At 40.3% G+C, this 16641-nt stretch carries 12 protein-coding genes and 2 pseudogenes; 8 read left to right on the forward strand and 6 right to left on the reverse strand.

Going from position 1 to position 16641, the window contains the following annotated elements:
* Nucleotides 1-104 precede the first annotated feature (104 nt).
* Together H6G74_RS25910 and H6G74_RS25915 are read right to left on the reverse strand one after the other, a co-directional pair.
* Nucleotides 105-1652, reverse strand: a complete 1548-nt coding sequence (locus tag H6G74_RS25910) for a hypothetical protein (protein WP_190970381.1) — start codon at nucleotides 1650-1652, stop codon at nucleotides 105-107.
* A gap of 137 nt (nucleotides 1653-1789) precedes the next feature.
* A complete protein-coding gene (locus H6G74_RS25915; RefSeq protein ID WP_190970382.1) occupies nucleotides 1790-3502 on the reverse strand; it encodes a putative bifunctional diguanylate cyclase/phosphodiesterase in 1713 nt (570 codons plus the stop codon).
* Nucleotides 3503-4761: 1259 nt separating this feature from the next.
* Here H6G74_RS25915 and H6G74_RS25920 point away from each other — a divergent pair.
* Entirely contained in the window at nucleotides 4762-5397 is a 636-nt protein-coding gene (locus H6G74_RS25920) for a PEP-CTERM sorting domain-containing protein (RefSeq protein WP_190970383.1), read from the forward strand.
* Nucleotides 5398-5642: 245 nt separating this feature from the next.
* On the opposite strand, the gene H6G74_RS25925 is transcribed toward H6G74_RS25920, so the two are convergent.
* The 3 genes from H6G74_RS25925 to trpB form a co-directional block, all read right to left on the reverse strand.
* Nucleotides 5643-6179 carry a CAP domain-containing protein gene (locus tag H6G74_RS25925; protein WP_190970384.1) on the reverse strand — a complete coding sequence of 179 codons (537 nt, stop codon included), beginning with the start codon at nucleotides 6177-6179 and terminating at the stop codon, nucleotides 5643-5645.
* 281 nt (nucleotides 6180-6460) lie between these two features.
* Nucleotides 6461-7000, reverse strand: coding sequence for a CAP domain-containing protein (locus H6G74_RS25930; protein ID WP_190970385.1), 540 nt, complete (start codon nucleotides 6998-7000; stop codon nucleotides 6461-6463).
* Nucleotides 7001-7283: 283 nt separating this feature from the next.
* Nucleotides 7284-8525 (reverse strand): tryptophan synthase subunit beta, encoded by a 1242-nt coding sequence (trpB, locus tag H6G74_RS25935; protein ID WP_190970386.1) that lies wholly within the window; start codon nucleotides 8523-8525, stop codon nucleotides 7284-7286.
* A gap of 278 nt (nucleotides 8526-8803) precedes the next feature.
* Between trpB and H6G74_RS25940 the strand changes: the two genes are divergently transcribed.
* Nucleotides 8804-9145, forward strand: a complete 342-nt coding sequence (locus tag H6G74_RS25940) for a translation initiation factor (RefSeq protein WP_190970387.1) — start codon at nucleotides 8804-8806, stop codon at nucleotides 9143-9145.
* Nucleotides 9146-9486: 341 nt separating this feature from the next.
* Nucleotides 9487-9636 (forward strand): annotated as a pseudogene (locus H6G74_RS31385) (IS110 family transposase); the annotation flags it as partial.
* A 17-nt stretch (nucleotides 9637-9653) separates the two neighbouring features.
* Here H6G74_RS31385 and H6G74_RS25945 read toward each other — a convergent pair.
* Complete coding sequence (locus tag H6G74_RS25945) at nucleotides 9654-10979, reverse strand: hemolysin family protein (protein ID WP_190970388.1); 1326 nt, start codon at nucleotides 10977-10979, stop codon at nucleotides 9654-9656.
* Between the two features lie 350 nt (nucleotides 10980-11329).
* Here H6G74_RS25945 and mfd point away from each other — a divergent pair, with 350 nt between their 5' ends.
* The 5 genes and pseudogenes from mfd (at nucleotide 11330) to H6G74_RS25970 (ending at nucleotide 16317) form a co-directional block, all read left to right on the forward strand.
* On the forward strand, nucleotides 11330-14878 hold the full coding sequence (mfd, locus tag H6G74_RS25950) for a transcription-repair coupling factor (protein WP_190970389.1): 3549 nt from the start codon (nucleotides 11330-11332) through the stop codon (nucleotides 14876-14878).
* Nucleotides 14879-14913: 35 nt separating this feature from the next.
* Nucleotides 14914-15138: a DUF433 domain-containing protein gene (locus tag H6G74_RS25955; RefSeq protein ID WP_190970390.1), complete on the forward strand. Its 225-nt coding sequence runs from the start codon at nucleotides 14914-14916 to the stop codon at nucleotides 15136-15138.
* On the forward strand, nucleotides 15135-15473 hold the full coding sequence (locus tag H6G74_RS25960) for a DUF5615 family PIN-like protein (RefSeq protein ID WP_190970391.1): 339 nt from the start codon (nucleotides 15135-15137) through the stop codon (nucleotides 15471-15473). Before H6G74_RS25955 ends, H6G74_RS25960 begins: the two co-directional genes overlap by 4 nt.
* A 15-nt stretch (nucleotides 15474-15488) precedes the next feature.
* Entirely contained in the window at nucleotides 15489-16052 is a 564-nt protein-coding gene (locus tag H6G74_RS25965; protein ID WP_190970392.1) for a Uma2 family endonuclease, read from the forward strand.
* Between the two features lie 9 nt (nucleotides 16053-16061).
* Nucleotides 16062-16317 (forward strand): annotated as a pseudogene (locus H6G74_RS25970) (hypothetical protein).
* The last annotated feature ends 324 nt before the right edge of the window (nucleotides 16318-16641 follow it).

The following is a 16641-nucleotide window of genomic DNA, read 5'->3' on the forward strand; positions in this document are numbered from 1 at the left end:
TTAAAAAATTTAATCACACATGCGCTCATTATTTTTAAATTCTGACTTCTGACTTCTGTGTGCTGAATTCTTATAACTTTGATGTTCGCTTGTAAACATTACATTCAATTTCCGGTTTTATTTACCCAATAGAGATAATATCTTTCAGTATCTACCCAAGCTCTCTTAAAACTTTTGATAGGAACAATATTTAAATCATTCCTATTGAAATTAAGCTCTTTATTTAAAATCAATAAAATTCTGCTTTCAATGGCTTGACTTTGAAATAAAGCGTGAACTTGTCTCAATATCTCCGGCTGGTCAACATCTTGACGACCTTGTTTAAATAGGGTGAAACTTCCCATCATTTGCCGTTCAGGATAGTAGAATTTCCGATTCAAATACCCTGATAACGCCGCCATATTCGCATCTCGACTGGCTATAATAAATTCATTATTTAACTGATTGTGTTGGATGTAATGAGCAGTTTCTCTGCTAGCAGAAAATGGGATAATCAAATCTCTAGCAAAGCCGTAAATTCCTCCAAATAATTGAGCGGACAGAATTAAAGTAAAAACTACGTAATGCCATTTTTGCGCTAAATTAAATAATTTCGGCGTTGGAGACAATTTATTTTCCGACACTAGAGAATTTTGATAATAACCCTCTAGCCATAAGGCTGCTATAAAAACTAAATAAAAATGTCCAAAGTGACGATGATTTCCAGTAAACCGTAAATAGGTAAATGCCAGTAGGATAAAATTTACCACTGTATACATAAACAGCACCACTGGTTTTCTAGAAAATTTCATCAAATATAAACTAAATATCAAAATGCTGATGATAGTACAGATAAATAAATCTAGCAATCTTTTTTTTGGGATAATCAACAAATAACTGGCAAACAATCTGTTGATGCTCTTTAACAAATTGAATACATCTAAATTTGTTGACCATCCATGATTTAATCCCCCATGTAAATAACTATTTGCAGGCGGAGTAATAATATAAACTGATAATATTAAAGAAAATACAACTATTAAAAAACTTAAAATTAAATCATACTGTTTACTTTGTCCAAAATAATTTTTTCTATGCTCACTATCAAAACAAAATTCAAATAGTAGTGTTAATGATAACGCAAATGACACTAGTAAACCATAAGCACTACTGTTTGCCAATAATCCTATAAAACTAGATAAATACAAATAAGTTGTTTTTCGGGATGGAAAAACAGCACAGAAAGCAAAAATAAACAGGAGACTAAAAGCATAATTGCGAGAAATTAAAAAATATTCATAAAATGGAAAATACCCAAATATAAACAGTAGTTTGTGTTTGTATTTAAAGGGACTATATAAGTAAAATATGAGAACCGCAGTAATTGTAATAGATAGGTGAAACAATTGCATAATCAAGGGATTGTCGGCAATTTTTCTCAAAAATGCTAGAGAAAAATACCACAAGACTGGATGCCCTTCATATTTAATATTGGCAATTAAATCTGTGAAAGATTCACTATCTCTCACAATCAACCAAGGGTTGAGTTCATCTCGCCACATTGAATGATTGAGAATACCTATAAAACCTAGTATTGAAAAAATAATTACAATCAACCAAGGATAAAGAGAAAATAGGTTAGAAATCCGATTAATTGCTTTTTTAGCTAACATTGGTTGGAAATTATGTTTTCAATTTAATAGGTGGTTATGCCAATTCTATAAGACGTTGCATTATATAAATCCTGTAGAGACGTTGTATACAACGTCTCTACAACAACTTGCTATTATTACAATACTACCTATGAGTTTTAAGCAGCGATTTTTTCTAGCGGATGAGAATTTTGCTGAAACAGTTGAGTAATTCTCTCAGCAGGTACAGGAATGCCAAAGTAATATCCTTGACCTTCTTGACAGCCACATTTTTGTAAATACTCTAGCTGTTCTTGTGTTTCTACTCCTTCTGCGGTGATTTTTAACTGGAGGCTTTTGGCTAAGGCAATAATGGCATCGGTGATAGCTGTACTATCAGAATTAGATATGACATCTTGCACAAATGAACGGTCAATTTTGATCATATTTACAGGGAAACGCTTCAAGTAGTTTAAAGAAGAATAGCCAGTCCCGAAGTCATCTAAGGCTAACCATACACCTAGTTCTCGTAATTGTTTAAGGGTGTTCACAGAACGTTGAATGTCCCCCATTAAAGAGCTTTCGGTAACTTCTAATTCTAAGTACGATGGTGGCAATTCGGTTTCTTGCAGGACTTGTTTGACAACCTCTACTAAGTTTGGTTCTTCAAACTGTCTGGCTGAAAGGTTGACTGACATCCGAATTGGTTCCATTCCAGCTAATTGCCAAGCACGATTTTGAGCGCAGGCGGTACGTAACACCCATTTTCCAATCGGGATAATTAAACCATTGTCTTCAGCAATGGGGATAAATTTGGCAGGAGAAATCAACCCGCGTGTGGGATGTTGCCAACGTACAAGTGCTTCTAGTGCGGTTACTTGTCTAGTATTTAGATCAATTAAGGGTTGATAGTAAACTACCATTTCTCCACGTTCTAATGCTTCCCGTAATTCATTTTCTAGTGTTAATCGCTCTTGCAATTGAGCATTAATTTCTGGGGAATAAAAGCGATATTGACTACGCCCTTGCTGTTTTGCTTGGTATAGGGCGATGTGAGCTTGTTGTAATAATTGATCTACAGAATTACGATCGCCTACACTGTTAATGGTGATGCCTACGCTGGCAGTAATGTGAATTTGCTGCCCTTCGATTAAGAAAGGTTTGGAGATTGTATTTAAAAGTAACTGCGAGAGTTTGATGACATTCTCAAAGGAAAGTATATCAGTGTTGGCGATCGCAAATTCATCTTGGTTCAAATGGGACAGGATATCTGTTTGACCCATACAATTAGTTAAACGTTGGGCAACTGCTCTTAAAAGCAAGTTCGATTTTTCATGCTCTAACCCATGACTGATACCTGCAAAATCGTCAATTCCCAGCACCAGAACTGCTGCAAGCTGCTGCTGATTGTGCGATTGTGATATGTTCTGATACAGGCGATCGCAGAATAAATCTCGATTGGGTAATCCAGTTAAATTATCATAGTTAGTAATTTGATGAATTAACTCATCTAATTTGTGCAGAGTTTGGGTGGTATCTGCCATTAATGTACCTGCCTCATCAACATATTCTGTAGGCAGTTCCGGTAATTTTTTAGTATGAAAATAATCTTGTAGTGCCGCCGAAGTTAAAATAACTGGAGCCAGAAGATATCGCAGTGCATACAATGTTGCAGCTGTACCCGCAAGTGTGGCAAATAAAGCAATTAACAACACTTTTACTGCTATCTCCCAAGAATAGGAGTTAGATGTAACAAACCAGAATAGTAAAGTCAGTAATGGTACATGAGTTCCTAAAAAAGCTACCAGCATGATTTTTGCTGTATAGCTATTTTTAATCCACCGAAATTTAGCGAGAGATGAGTATAGGTAAAGTTGGTGATTCAGCTTCATAGACTCTATTTGATAGTAGATAGTTGGCAAATTAATTACTAGGATTTTCCTGGCAGAAAAATTGTGGGAATTTATTACCTTACTTTCCAGAAAAATGCAGTGATTCAAATTCCTCTATTTAGTTTATAAAATACTCTCTATAGTTTTTGTAAATGTAAATCCATAGCCTATTTACGTACTAAAAACTGATTAGTACAATTACTGTTTAAAATATGAATTATAGATAAATTTTTATAGTTGCTTTAATTGAATTTAATAGCAGTAATATTTTAGATATTTCACCTAAGCTTCAGGTCTTGTCCAGAGCATTTAATGTGATTATGAAATGATTGATAAGTAAAAAAATAGATGTTTTATATGCCTAAAACCATCTAAAATTAAGGACTTTTACTACGAATTAAAATATAAAAACAAAATTTTATCTAACTTGCAACTGATAAAAATAACCTAATATATCTAATAAATCTATGAGACTAGTGATAACTACAACCAATCTTATTTGAGAGAACTTGTCTTGATTTATAGAATGAAATAATTTAAGAAAATTTTAAAATTAACAGCCTAATTATATGCTTAACTTAGCAATTATCATTATTATGATACTAGACCACCTAAGTATTTGCTGAATGATAGCACATAAAAAATGCTTTTTTCTTAACCAAATCATTAACTATTAATTGTGTAGTCATCCGACTGGAGAATAAAACATATTTACTTAAAATTTAAGCAAATAAAGTCAAAAAACAGCCTGTAACCTAGATAAACAAGCTGTTTTTGCTCACTGTTTAGTTTTGATCAAAATAGATGTTCTAGAAAATTAAAAACAGTATCTATCTAAAGATAGTTTTTGTAGATGGTCTGGTATGCTAAAAACAACGAGTTGCTATTTCTGGCTTGGTTTGATACTTATCTGATTCACAGTAGGTGGGCGGAAAAATTTATAACTATGTTATGGCAAACGCAGCGATAGCGAAGTGAAGCAATCACAAGGGTTTTGAGTCTTTTACATTTTGTTACATAGTTGGGTTTATTTGTGCCTACCTACTTAATAGGAATTACACAACGCTGATAATGTCATTGCGACCAGAACGGAGTTTAGGGAAGCAATTCCAGCATCAGGGAATATCACTTCGCTATCGTTCATAATAACGGAGTTACGTTATTGTTGCGTAAGTCCTGGAATCTATCTAAGTGAATATTGCTTGTTAGATAGTGTTTATGAGATTTTTCAAGGTAATAAACCTCTGGAAAATACTGCCATGAAAAAAAAATCAGTAGTTATTGCTACAGTAATTTCTGCCTGTGCTTGCTTGACGACAATAACTAAAGCTGAAGCTTTTGAATTAACTCCTTTCACTAGTTATACTCCTAACCCTAATGGGCTAACATTTATTGTTAATTTCAACCCAAGTGGCCCTTATGATGGGTATGCAGTCAAGAGTATTAAAAACTTAAAACTCTTTAGTGATCAGAATGAAACTTATAATATAAGTTTTGCCACAGGTTCTACTAAAGAGTTGGGAAGACTAAAAATTCTCAACTATAACAATGATCGCGCTCTAGAAGCCCATCTTAGTATTGCAGAGGCTTTACGTAGTCTGACATTACCGGATGGATTGCGCGTTAATGCCTTAGAAGATTTGGCAGGTAATAAACAGTATGAATGGAGCATTCTTGGGAATTGGTTTTGGTGGACAGGTTTCTGGAGTGCAGAGTATGGTTACAGTGGTGTATTACTAGAAGGCCCCTTCGGAGGTAGCACTTTACTGTATAGTAGGAAAACTTACACTATTTTTAGCCCACAAGTACCAGAACCTATCACTTTTATCGGTAGTCTAACAGCACTAGGCTTTGGTATTGCTATCAAAAAGAAATTTGTATCGACACAGAAGTAAGCATAACTTAGTTAGCAAGACTGTATTAATCTGAACCGATGCAATATTGAGTAAACTAAAAACTAGCTAGTACAACAAGGCAAAAGTAAAAAGGCAAAAGTAAAAAGAAAGAATAGTTATACTACAAGCCTTTTAGCAATTCCAGATGGTCTGTTTATTTACGCCGCACTGTACTGGTGTATTGTGAGTATTAGTTAGAGTCACAGCTTATACAGGTATTAACGCATAAGCTTGTTTCAGTTCAACTAATTAGTCAGCAAGAAAATTTGCGTTAAGTAGACTTCACCTTGCTGATTAGTAGCTACGCCAACACCAGTTAGATTGTAATTGCCTTTGATATTCTTCAAATGTCCTGGACTTTCTAACCAACCAATTACAGCTTGAGTGGCTGGATTACTATATCCTTGGTTGACTGCCACATTTTCGCCTGCACTATTAAAGCGAATTGAAGTAGACATGACGCGCTTTTCAAATCCGTTATGACTGAAGGGAACTTTCCCTTTAGCCATATTTTGACTGTGAATTCTGGCTTGTCGAGAGATATTGGCATTCAAAGTTAATTTTGGTAGTTTTTTAGAAACTCTGTAGCGGTTGATTTGTTCAAAAACTGATTTTTCTAATGCAGTGGTGTTAAAGGTAGTAGTTGACGAGGCTAGTTGACTAGAAGCGACTGGTTGAGTTGTGCTGTTGGTAGATGAATGGCTTGGTATTGGAGTAGTGATAAATCCACTAGCAAGGACAAGCGTACTTAAAGCGATGCCAAAAGCAGGTTGTCGTAACATGGAGAATTACAAAGTATAGATGATTAAGACCTATACTCTACCTTCGACTTCCTAGAATCTGTAACAGGATATTATTAAAAATTGCTCAATTTGGGAAGGAGGGGTTAGCCCGAATTTCTCACGTATGGGTAGCGGGTGTGGGGAGAGAGGGGAGTGTGGGAAGTGTGGGGGGAAAGATTTCTTCACCATCCTCCCAGACTTCCCACCCCTCCCACACCTCCACACCCCTGGATTTCTCACAAGAGAGAAATCCAGGTCATTCTGCCTCCTGCCATATCTTCCTAACGTGTGCGGATAAATATTTGGGTGAAGTAAACCGCACCTTGTGGACTTTTCGCCACACCAACACCTGTGAGGTTGTAATTACCTTTGATATTAGCCAGATGTCCTGAACTTCTCAGCCAACCTTGCACAGCCTGGGTTGCAGGATCTCTATATCCCTGGTTGTAAGCCACATTTTCTGCTGCTGCGCTGTAGGGAATTGTAACTGCGATCGCTTGAATTCTTGCGCCAAAACCATCATGACCAAATGCAACTCGCCCCTGAGCCATGTTTTGACTGTGAATCCTGGCTTGATTGTCAATAGTTGAATTACGGCTTAACGCTGGTAGACCAAGTGAAGCTCGATATTGATTGATTTGAGTGAAAACAGCAGCCTCTAACGCCGCAGTATTCACAGTTGATTGTGCCAGTTGGATGCTATTGTCTGACATCTTAGGTTGTTGCAAGGTGGCAGTTTGAACTGGTGCGGAAAAAGCGGTTACGCCTCCAAATAAGGCTAGAGTCGCTACACCAGCACTGAAGATTTTATTCTGAATCATTAATAGGTAGCCCTAAACACACTGAAAGAGAACACTTCCAGATAATGTACCGGACTCATGTAAACTGGACAAATAGGCTATGAGCCAGCATCTGGGGATTTATGCTGCTCTACCTTGCAAAATTGCCAGCCAACGTACGTATTCATAAATTTCCATACATCATCATTCTCTAGGCAGAGAAATAAATGCTGACACACCTAAATTATGTGTTCAGTTGGCAGAGGTGTAGAGTCAGATATTCTTCCTCTACACCCAGCACTCAGTACTTTCTACTCAGCACTTTTTACTGCGGAGTTAAAAACTTAGCGACGGTTTGCACATCTTTGTCACCACGTCCAGAACAGTTAATGATAATTTTGGGACTACCGCTAAGTTGGGGACAGAGGGTTTCGAGATAGGCGATCGCATGGGAGGTTTCCAAAGCAGGGATAATACCTTCTAAGCGAGACAGTTTCTGGAATGCTGCCAAAGCCTCTGCATCTGTCACACTGTAATATTCTGCCCGATTTGTATCTTTTAAATAACTGTGTTCTGGCCCTACACCGGGATAATCTAACCCCGCGCTAATTGAGTGTGCTTCGGTGACTTGTCCATCTTCATCTTGCAGTAGATAGCTCATCGCGCCGTGTAATACACCAACTCGTCCTTTTGTCAAGGTAGCAGCGTGTTTCTCTGTATTCACACCTTCGCCAGCAGCTTCTACCCCAATTAACCGCACAGATTGTTCATTGACAAACTCATAAAACAGCCCCATTGCATTGGAACCACCACCCACACAAGCCAAGAGAATATCAGGTAAACCGCCCCACTTTTCTAAAGCTTGGGCGCGAGTTTCTTGACCAATCACCGCGTGAAAATCCCGCACCATCATTGGGTAAGGATGGGGGCCCGCAACAGAACCAAGAATGTAGTGAGTTGTTTCAACATTTGTCACCCAATCCCGAATCGCTTCCGAAGTCGCATCCTTGAGTGTACCTGTACCAGCTTCCACCGGACGGACTTCTGCTCCCATCAACCGCATTCTAAACACGTTTAAAGCTTGGCGTTCCATATCGTGAACACCCATGTAAATCACACATTCCAAGCCAAATCGGGCGCAAACTGTGGCTGTTGCAACTCCGTGCTGTCCAGCGCCAGTTTCAGCAATAATTCGCTGCTTACCCATACGCTTGGCTAACAATACCTGACCCAAAGCGTTATTAATTTTGTGTGCGCCAGTGTGATTTAAATCTTCCCGCTTTAAATAAATCTGCGGCCCTGTGCCATCAGGTCGGGCATAATGAGCAGTCAGCCGTTCAGCAAAATACAATGGTGTAGCGCGTCCCACATAATCCCGCAGCAGTTGTTGGAGTTCTGCTTGAAACTCTGGGTCATGACGATATTGCTGATAAGCTGTTTCTAGTTCAGCTAAAGCAGGCATCAGCGTTTCCGGGACGTACTTACCGCCAAAGCGTCCAAAGCGTCCTTGTGTATCGGGAACCTGAGCAGTTATGGAAGAATTTGGAGAAAGGGGAGTAGTAGTCACGGAATTATCTTGATGACAAGTAAAGACTTCATTAATTATAAGGAGTCTGGGGTGGATAATACTAATTCATAATTCAAAACCAATTCTCTATTAAAGAGACCTCCGCGTAACTTTGTCTTGAAAAATTTGCTCAACGCGGGGAACCCGCGCACGCAAGTTCTCTCCGCACGCAACTTTTCGCTGCGTTAACCTCTGCGTACCTTTGCGTTTTAAGATTAAACTCGCGTGATCTCACACCATAATAAATGTAGTAGAACTGATCACCGTCGCAATTTTGTATGTCCTCCAAATCCAACTCTGATAAAAAAATTGTCTACCAAGAATTCGGGAACGATAACTCCGCCGCCACCGAACGACCAACTCAGGAACTTCCAGCGCAACAACAAAATTTAAGAATCCAAGCCACACGCGCCGGACGCAAGGGTAAAACGGTCACAGTAATTACAGGGTTTCAAGCCAAACCCGAAACTTTAGCAGATTTAGTCAAGCAGTTAAAAACCCAATGCGGTACAGGTGGGACAGTCAAAGATAACACCATTGAAATTCAAGGCGAACACAAGCAGAAAATTTTAGAAATTGTTACCAAATTAGGTTACAAAGCCAAAATTAGCGGAGGCTAAACATTCAAGTATTGATAACTCAAGAAGCACCATTAAATTCTTGCAATGTATGAAAAAAATCCTGTAACTAACATAAAGTGAAATATAGCAGTCCTAAATCATTTGTAAAATTTCTATATCTTTTTCTTCTTTCTTACCTTTGCGTCCTAGGCGTTCTTGGCGGTTCGTTTCTATATCTATGTTTTTCACGACTCATTTAGGATTGCTATATCAACTCTTGTAGAGCAACTCAAATCCTATAATTTAAGTCTGATTGTACCAGAAGCTTGGCGAACTCATGAAACCACGAGTGTTAGCCATTGAATCTGAAGGAGCGCGTCAGTTAAGTGAATTAATCAACAGCTTTTTATACGCGCCTTGTTGAGCGTGGTAAATCTAAGAAATTGGCTCTGACTGCTTGCGCTCATAAAACGTTAGTCATTTTAAATGCTATTGTCAGAGACAATTTACCTTGGCGTATCACTGATGAATCTGCAACTTTGTCTCTATAAATTGAGATCCTCTTTATTTATTCCGCTTCTTTCACCGCCTCTGCTTTATCAATCATTGGTACAACTAGCACCTTATCAACTCGATTACCATCCATATCCATCACCTCAACCCGCATTCCTTCCCATTCAAAATGATCGGCGGCGGAGGGGATACGGCCTAAATGGGTGATGACAAAGCCGCCCAAGGTTTGATAGCTACCGCGTTCGTCATCCCATTCTTCCATTTCAAAAAGTTCAAAAAACTTTTCTACAGGTAACATACCGTCCAACAGCCAAGAACCATCTTCTCTCTGTACATATTGGGGTTCATCTTCATCGAGATCGGCGGGAACATCACCGACGATTTCGCTCATAATGTCGTTAAGGGTGACTAATCCTTGAATTACGCCGTATTCATCCACCACAATGGCCATGTGGGTGATCGTTTGCTTGAATAACTCCAAAACTTTCAAGCCACGGGTGCTTTCTGGCACAAATACAGGTTGACGCAATCCCACTGTTAAATCTAAAGCTTCATTCCGAAAACTCCGTGCAAGTAAATCGGTGACAGGGATGATCCCCAAGACATTATCAAGCCCTCCCTGACAAACCGGATACCGGGAATAACCATTCTCAGTCATTTTTTGGCGGTTTTCTTCGGCGGTGTCTTCTAAGTCTAGCCAGACGATATCAGGGCGGGGTGTCATGAAAGAACTGACAGGGCGATCGCCTAAACGAAACACTCGCTCTACCATATCCTGTTCTGCTTCTTCAAAGGTTCCCGCTTCTGTACCTTGCTCAATCAGGATTTTAATTTCTTCTTCAGTAACTTGTGGTTCTTCTGAAGGGGTGATCCCTAAAATTCGCAACACCAATTCTGTAGAAGCACTTAATAAATGCACTGCTGGGGAAGCTATTGCCGCTAAAGCCCGCATTGGTATAGCAACAAACGCCGCAATTCTTTCTGGGTTGTTTAATGCCAACCGCTTCGGCACTAATTCCCCGATAATCAGAGATAGATACGTAATAATTAAAACGACTATCCCAAAAGATACTGGTTCACTGTAAGGAGCCAAAACCGGGATCAGTTTTATATAAACTGCCAACCGATTAGCAATTGTCGCTCCCCCAAAGGCACCAGTCAGAATACCAATCAGGGAAATTCCGACTTGAACGGTAGATAAGAAATTATTGGGAGACTCTGCTAGTTTCAATGCTGCCCTGGCGTTGGCATCTCCTTGATTGGCAAGCTGCTGGAGCCTGACTTTCCGGGCTGAGACAACAGCCATTTCAGACATTGAGAAGATGCCGTTGGCAATAATTAGTACCAAAATGATTAAAATTTCAGAAGTGATGGAGGACATGTTTGGATTTGCCGCTATAGGGAGCGAACTATGCTTAACCCCTAGTATCTAGTATTAAACGTTATTCAAGTGCTGACATACATGCTTTAACCAAAAAAGGCGAAAGACTCAAGACTGAAATCTAGACTTGGCGATAGAAGGTCAAAGTACTACTAATCGCAGAATTTACTCTTTGAAAATGTCTCAATTCTCTGACTATAGCCATATACTTCATACTTTATACTTCATATTTCATACTTCCTCATTCTTCCACAGAAGTAATAAGTGGAGTGTCAACCCTTTTAAAATAGTGAACATAAACTACCTATAAATTTTCTTATCACTGAAGACTTCCATCTCTAGTAGAACTTATGGCATTTTCTTCGATTGTGCGTGCCTTGGCGCGATCGCCACTCACCACAGAACTACTTTCTAAGCTCAATCGGCAACAAGATTTACGCTTAAATGGTATTCCCCGTCTACCAAAGGGCTTGGTAGCATCGGCATTAGCACAAAATTCAGGAAGTAATTTATTTGTCGTCTGTGCCACCCTGGAGGAAGCTGGCCGCGCCTACGCTCAATTAGAGGCGATGGGCTGGTCAACAGTACATTTCTACCCAACTTCAGAAGCATCTCCTTACGAACCTTTTGACCCCGAAACCGAAATGACCTGGGGACAAATGCAAGTGCTGGCAGATTTGGTGAAGGGTCAGTCATCAGTTATCAGTCATCAATTATCAGTTAACAGTCAACAGTCAACAGTCAATGGTCAAAATAAGACGATAGCGGTGGTTGCTACTACGGGGGCGTTACAGCCGCATTTGCCACCGCCAGCAGCTTTTACACCTCTAAGTCTGACCTTGAACAAAGGGATGGAATTTGACCTAAATACCTTTAGTACCAAAATTACTACCTTGGGTTACGAGCGAGTACCCCTAGTAGAAACAGAAGGGCAATGGAGTCGGCGCGGTGATATTGTCGATGTTTTTCCTGTTTCTTCAGAATTGCCAGTGCGCTTGGAATGGTTTGGCGACGAAATCGAGCAAATCAGAGAATTTGACCCGTCAACTCAGCGTTCTGCCCTTGACAAAATAAACCAAGTTGTGCTTACTCCAACAAGCTTCACTCCGATCATCCTGGATGCACTCAAGGATAATGTTGAATTCCAAGTGCTGAAGGATGAGTTAAAGTCAGATGCACAACTTGAAACTGAAGACACAGGAGTTTTAGAAGGAAGTCGGCGGTTTTTAGGATTGGCTTTTGAAAAGCCAGCATCGATTTTAGATTATCTGCCTGAAAATACTTTAATTGCTATTGATGAACCAGAACAATGTCACGCCCATAGCGATCGCTGGGTAGAAAATGCTGAGGAACAATGGTCACTAGGGACTGGGGAATTAGATTTGGGTTCTCTACAATTGCCCAAAATCCATCGGTCTTTTGATGATTGTCTGGCGGAAGTTACTCAATTTCCCACTGTTTACTTATCAGAAATAGCAGAAGAAAACAACGGGATTAATTTAGCTAGTCGGTCTGTACCCGTTACACCGCATCAGTTTGGTAAATTAGCTGAAACATTAAGACAAGAACGCGATCGCAATTTCTCAATCTGGCTAATTTCTGCCCAACCTTCCCGTTCTGTTTCCTTACTCCAAGAACACGACTGTCCGGCGCAGTTTATCCCCAACCCGCGCGATTACCAAGCCATTGAAAAGCAGCAAATCAACCACGTACCAGTCGCCCTGAAATATTCAGGTTTGGCGGAACTCGAAGGGTTTATTCTGCCAACGTACCGCTTGGTAGTTGTCACCGACCGCGAATTTTACGGTCAGCACTCCCTCGCCACACCCGGATATATTCGCAAGCGTCGCAAAGCTGCTTCTAAGCAAGTTGACCCGAATAAACTGCGTCCGGGTGATTATGTAGTTCACCGTAGCCACGGGATTGGGAAATTTGTTAAGCTGGAAAGTCTGACGATTAACGATGAAACCCGTGATTACATAGTCGTGCAGTACGCCGATGGTCTTTTGCGAGTCGCGGCTGACCAAGTTGGTTCATTGTCTCGCTTCCGCGCTACAGGCGATAAAGCCCCAGAACTGCACAAAATGACGGGGAAGGCTTGGGACAATACTAAAAACCGCGTCCGTAAAGCTATCAAAAAATTAGCGGTAGACTTGCTGAAATTGTATGCAGCGCGATCGCAACAACAAGGTTACGCCTATCCTCACGATATGCCTTGGCAAGAGGAAATGGAAGATTCTTTCCCTTACCAACCTACGACAGACCAGCTAAAAGCCGTCCAAGATGTGAAACGGGACATGGAAAGCGATCGCCCAATGGATAGGTTAGTTTGTGGTGACGTTGGTTTCGGTAAAACGGAAGTTGCAATCCGCGCAATTTTCAAAGCTGTGACTTCTGGTAAACAAGTCGCACTCTTAGCACCAACTACCATCCTTACTCAGCAACACTACCACACCCTTAAGGAACGCTTTGCACCCTATCCTGTAAATGTCGGCTTACTCAACCGCTTCCGTACTGCTGAAGAACGTCGTAATATTCAAAAGCGATTAGCAACGGGTGAGTTAGATATTGTTGTGGGTACACACCAACTTTTAGGAAAAGGCGTATCATTCCGCGATTTAGGTTTGTTGGTGGTGGATGAAGAACAAAGATTTGGGGTAAATCAAAAAGAGAAAATCAAATCCTTGAAAACTCAGGTTGATGTACTGACGCTTTCCGCCACACCTATTCCGCGTACTTTGTATATGTCCTTGTCGGGTATCCGGGAAATGAGTTTGATTACCACTCCACCCCCAACCCGCCGACCAATTCAAACCCATCTTTCACCCTTGAATCCTGAAACAGTCCGCAGTGCAATTCGCCAAGAACTAGATCGAGGCGGACAGGTTTTTTATGTAGTTCCGCGCGTGGAAGGAATTGAAGAAACCACAGCAAAATTGCGAGAGATGATACCGGGAGGAAGATTTGCGATCGCTCACGGTCAGATGGACGAAAGCGAGTTAGAATCAACCATGCTCACCTTTAGTAATGGTGAAGCAGACATCTTAGTATGTACGACAATTATTGAATCTGGGTTAGATATTCCCCGCGTCAACACCATCTTAATTGAAGACGCGCACCGCTTTGGATTATCGCAACTATACCAATTGCGCGGTCGTGTCGGACGTGCAGGTATTCAAGCCCATGCTTGGTTATTTTATCCCAAGCAGCGAACCTTATCTGATGCAGCGCGGCAAAGGTTACGGGCGATTCAAGAATTTACGCAACTCGGTTCCGGGTATCAACTAGCGATGCGCGATATGGAAATCCGCGGCGTGGGTAACTTGCTAGGTGCAGAACAATCCGGTCAAATGGATGCGATCGGTTTTGACTTGTACATGGAAATGTTAGAAGAGGCGATTCGAGAAATTCGCGGTCAAGAAATTCCCCAAGTTGATGATACGCAAATTGACCTCAACCTCACTGCATTTATTCCAGCTGATTACATTCCCGATATTGATCAAAAGATGAGTGCATACCGTGCGGTGGCTGCGGCGAAATCCAAAGAAGAACTAACGCAGATTGCAGCAGAATGGAGCGATCGCTATGGTACTTTACCCGTGCCAGCAAATCAACTTTTGCGCGTCATGGAACTGAAACAAGTAGCGAAAAAATTAGGATTTAGCCGGATTAAACCAGAGAACAAACAACACGTAATTTTAGAAACACCAATGGAAGAACCTGCATGGAATTTACTCGCAGCCAACTTACCAGAACATCTGAAAACACGCTTTGTTTACTCTCCTGGTAAAGTCACAGTCCGAGGTTTAGCCGTGATGAAAGCCGACCAACAATTGCAAAGCTTGATTGATGCAATGGGGAGAATGCAAGGTGCGATCGCAGAGGCTGCTGTTGTTTAAATAGTAGATTAGGACTAATCACCCACTAGAACTATATGTCAAACTTACTGAGCAGAATTACAATTAATCCCAAACAATGCGGCGGTCGCCCATGTATTCGAGGTATGAGAATTCGGGTGTCAGATGTATTAGACTTGTTTGCTGCTGGACTCAGTGCTGAACAAATCTTAGAAGAAATGCCTGATCTAGAAGCAGATGACCTCAAAGCAACACTACTATATGCTTCGCGGAAGCTGAATCATCCAGTGTTAGTAGCATGACAATCTGGATAGATGCACATTTATCGCCTGCAATTGCGACTTGGATCAGTAACACTTTTGGTATAACAGCTTTAGCTTTACGCGATGTTGGTCTGAGAGACGCTGAAGACCTTGAGATTTTTGAGGCAGCAAAAACTCAAGGAGTTATCTTTGTAACTAAGGATAGCGACTTTGTTGACTTGGTTGAGCGTCTGGGAACACCACCGCAAATTATCTGGTTGACGTGCGGAAATACATCAAATTCTCGGTTACAAGAGATTTTAATTGCTACTTTGCCAAAAGCATTAGAGTTTTTGCGAACAGGTGAAAAGTTAGTAGAAATCAGTGGAGAATAGGGAAGATAGTCCCCAATGGTACAGACAACAGCCAAAAATTTGACATTAGAGGAGTTTCTCAAACTACCAGAAACTAAACCTGCTAGTGAGTACATTGATGGTCAGATCATTCAGAAACCTATGCCACAGGGTGAACACAGTACAATTCAAGGTGAACTAATTATTAATATCAATGCAGTCACTAAGCCACAAAAAATTGCACGAGCATTCCCAGAGTTGCGCTGCATTTTTGCTGGACGTGCGATCGTCCCAGATGTATCTGTGTTTCTTTGGGAAAGAATTCCTCGAAATGAAAATGGTGGTGTGGCAAATGTTTTCGCTCTAGCACCCGATTGGATAATTGAAATCCTTTCTCCTGAGCAAAGCCAAAGTAAAGTTATTGCTAAAATCTTACATTCTTTGAAGCATGGAACTCAAATGGGTTGGTTGATTGACCCAAGTGAAAGAGTAGTATTTGTTTATTTCTCAAATCGGCCACCAGAGTTATTTGATGAAGCAGATCAGTTACTTCCTGTGCCATCTTTTGCAAGTGAGTTACAGCTTACCGTAGGCAGTTTATTCGGTTGGTTATTAGAGTAGAAAGTGAATGTGAATATTAATCTTAATTTGCCACCAGAGCTAGAAAAAGAGCTTTGTAATGAAGCCTCTCCGCTTAACTTGATTCTATCTGAATATATTCTTCGTGTTCTGACTATCCGGCAAGTTTTAATAAATCAACCAAAGACAGGTGCAGAACTTGTTGCTTATTGGCAGAGTGAAGGCGTGATCAATTCAAGATATTACAGATAGTCAAGCCTACGCTCGTCAGTTGCGCCATGATGCTGAAACCCGTGAACGAACTTAGGTTAGGTTGATGTATTTGCTATATATAGAGGTATTATTTATACTATAAAAACTCTGTTGTATGATGATTTTTATAGAGTTATAAATTCAAGCTTCTTAAAGAAAATTTAAAAATAAAATTATTGTTATTTTTTTCAAAAAACTAAAAATATGGGCGGACAAGTATACCATTTTACACCTGATTTTCTAAATCTGTTAGTAGATACTATTCCACGCCTTATGTGAGATGGGGTAGCAAAAAAGAAGGGGAAACCACAAGATAAAGGTAACGACACCAAAGCTTGAGGTCTCCCAATGAATATGGTAGACGGTTCGACCCTGTTGA

Source organism: Nostoc spongiaeforme FACHB-130, from assembly GCF_014698475.1.
Taxonomy (GTDB): Bacteria; Cyanobacteriota; Cyanobacteriia; order Cyanobacteriales; family Nostocaceae; genus Nostoc_B; species Nostoc_B spongiaeforme.

Bases quoted from the DNA above. Each gene is read 5' to 3' on its own strand.
- H6G74_RS25910 (WP_190970381.1), bottom strand. From the start codon at position 1,652: ATGTTAGCTAAAAAAGCAATTAATCGGATTTCTAACCTATTTTCTCTT.
- H6G74_RS25940 (WP_190970387.1), top strand. From the start codon at position 8,804: ATGTCCTCCAAATCCAACTCTGATAAAAAAATTGTCTACCAAGAATTC.
- H6G74_RS25930 (WP_190970385.1), bottom strand. From the start codon at position 7,000: ATGATTCAGAATAAAATCTTCAGTGCTGGTGTAGCGACTCTAGCCTTA.
- mfd (WP_190970389.1), top strand. From the start codon at position 11,330: ATGGCATTTTCTTCGATTGTGCGTGCCTTGGCGCGATCGCCACTCACC.
- H6G74_RS25925 (WP_190970384.1), bottom strand. From the start codon at position 6,179: ATGTTACGACAACCTGCTTTTGGCATCGCTTTAAGTACGCTTGTCCTT.
- H6G74_RS25915 (WP_190970382.1), bottom strand. From the start codon at position 3,502: ATGAAGCTGAATCACCAACTTTACCTATACTCATCTCTCGCTAAATTT.
- H6G74_RS25945 (WP_190970388.1), bottom strand. From the start codon at position 10,979: ATGTCCTCCATCACTTCTGAAATTTTAATCATTTTGGTACTAATTATT.
- H6G74_RS25965 (WP_190970392.1), top strand. From the start codon at position 15,489: ATGGTACAGACAACAGCCAAAAATTTGACATTAGAGGAGTTTCTCAAA.
- H6G74_RS25960 (WP_190970391.1), top strand. From the start codon at position 15,135: ATGACAATCTGGATAGATGCACATTTATCGCCTGCAATTGCGACTTGG.
- H6G74_RS25920 (WP_190970383.1), top strand. From the start codon at position 4,762: ATGAAAAAAAAATCAGTAGTTATTGCTACAGTAATTTCTGCCTGTGCT.
- H6G74_RS25955 (WP_190970390.1), top strand. From the start codon at position 14,914: ATGTCAAACTTACTGAGCAGAATTACAATTAATCCCAAACAATGCGGC.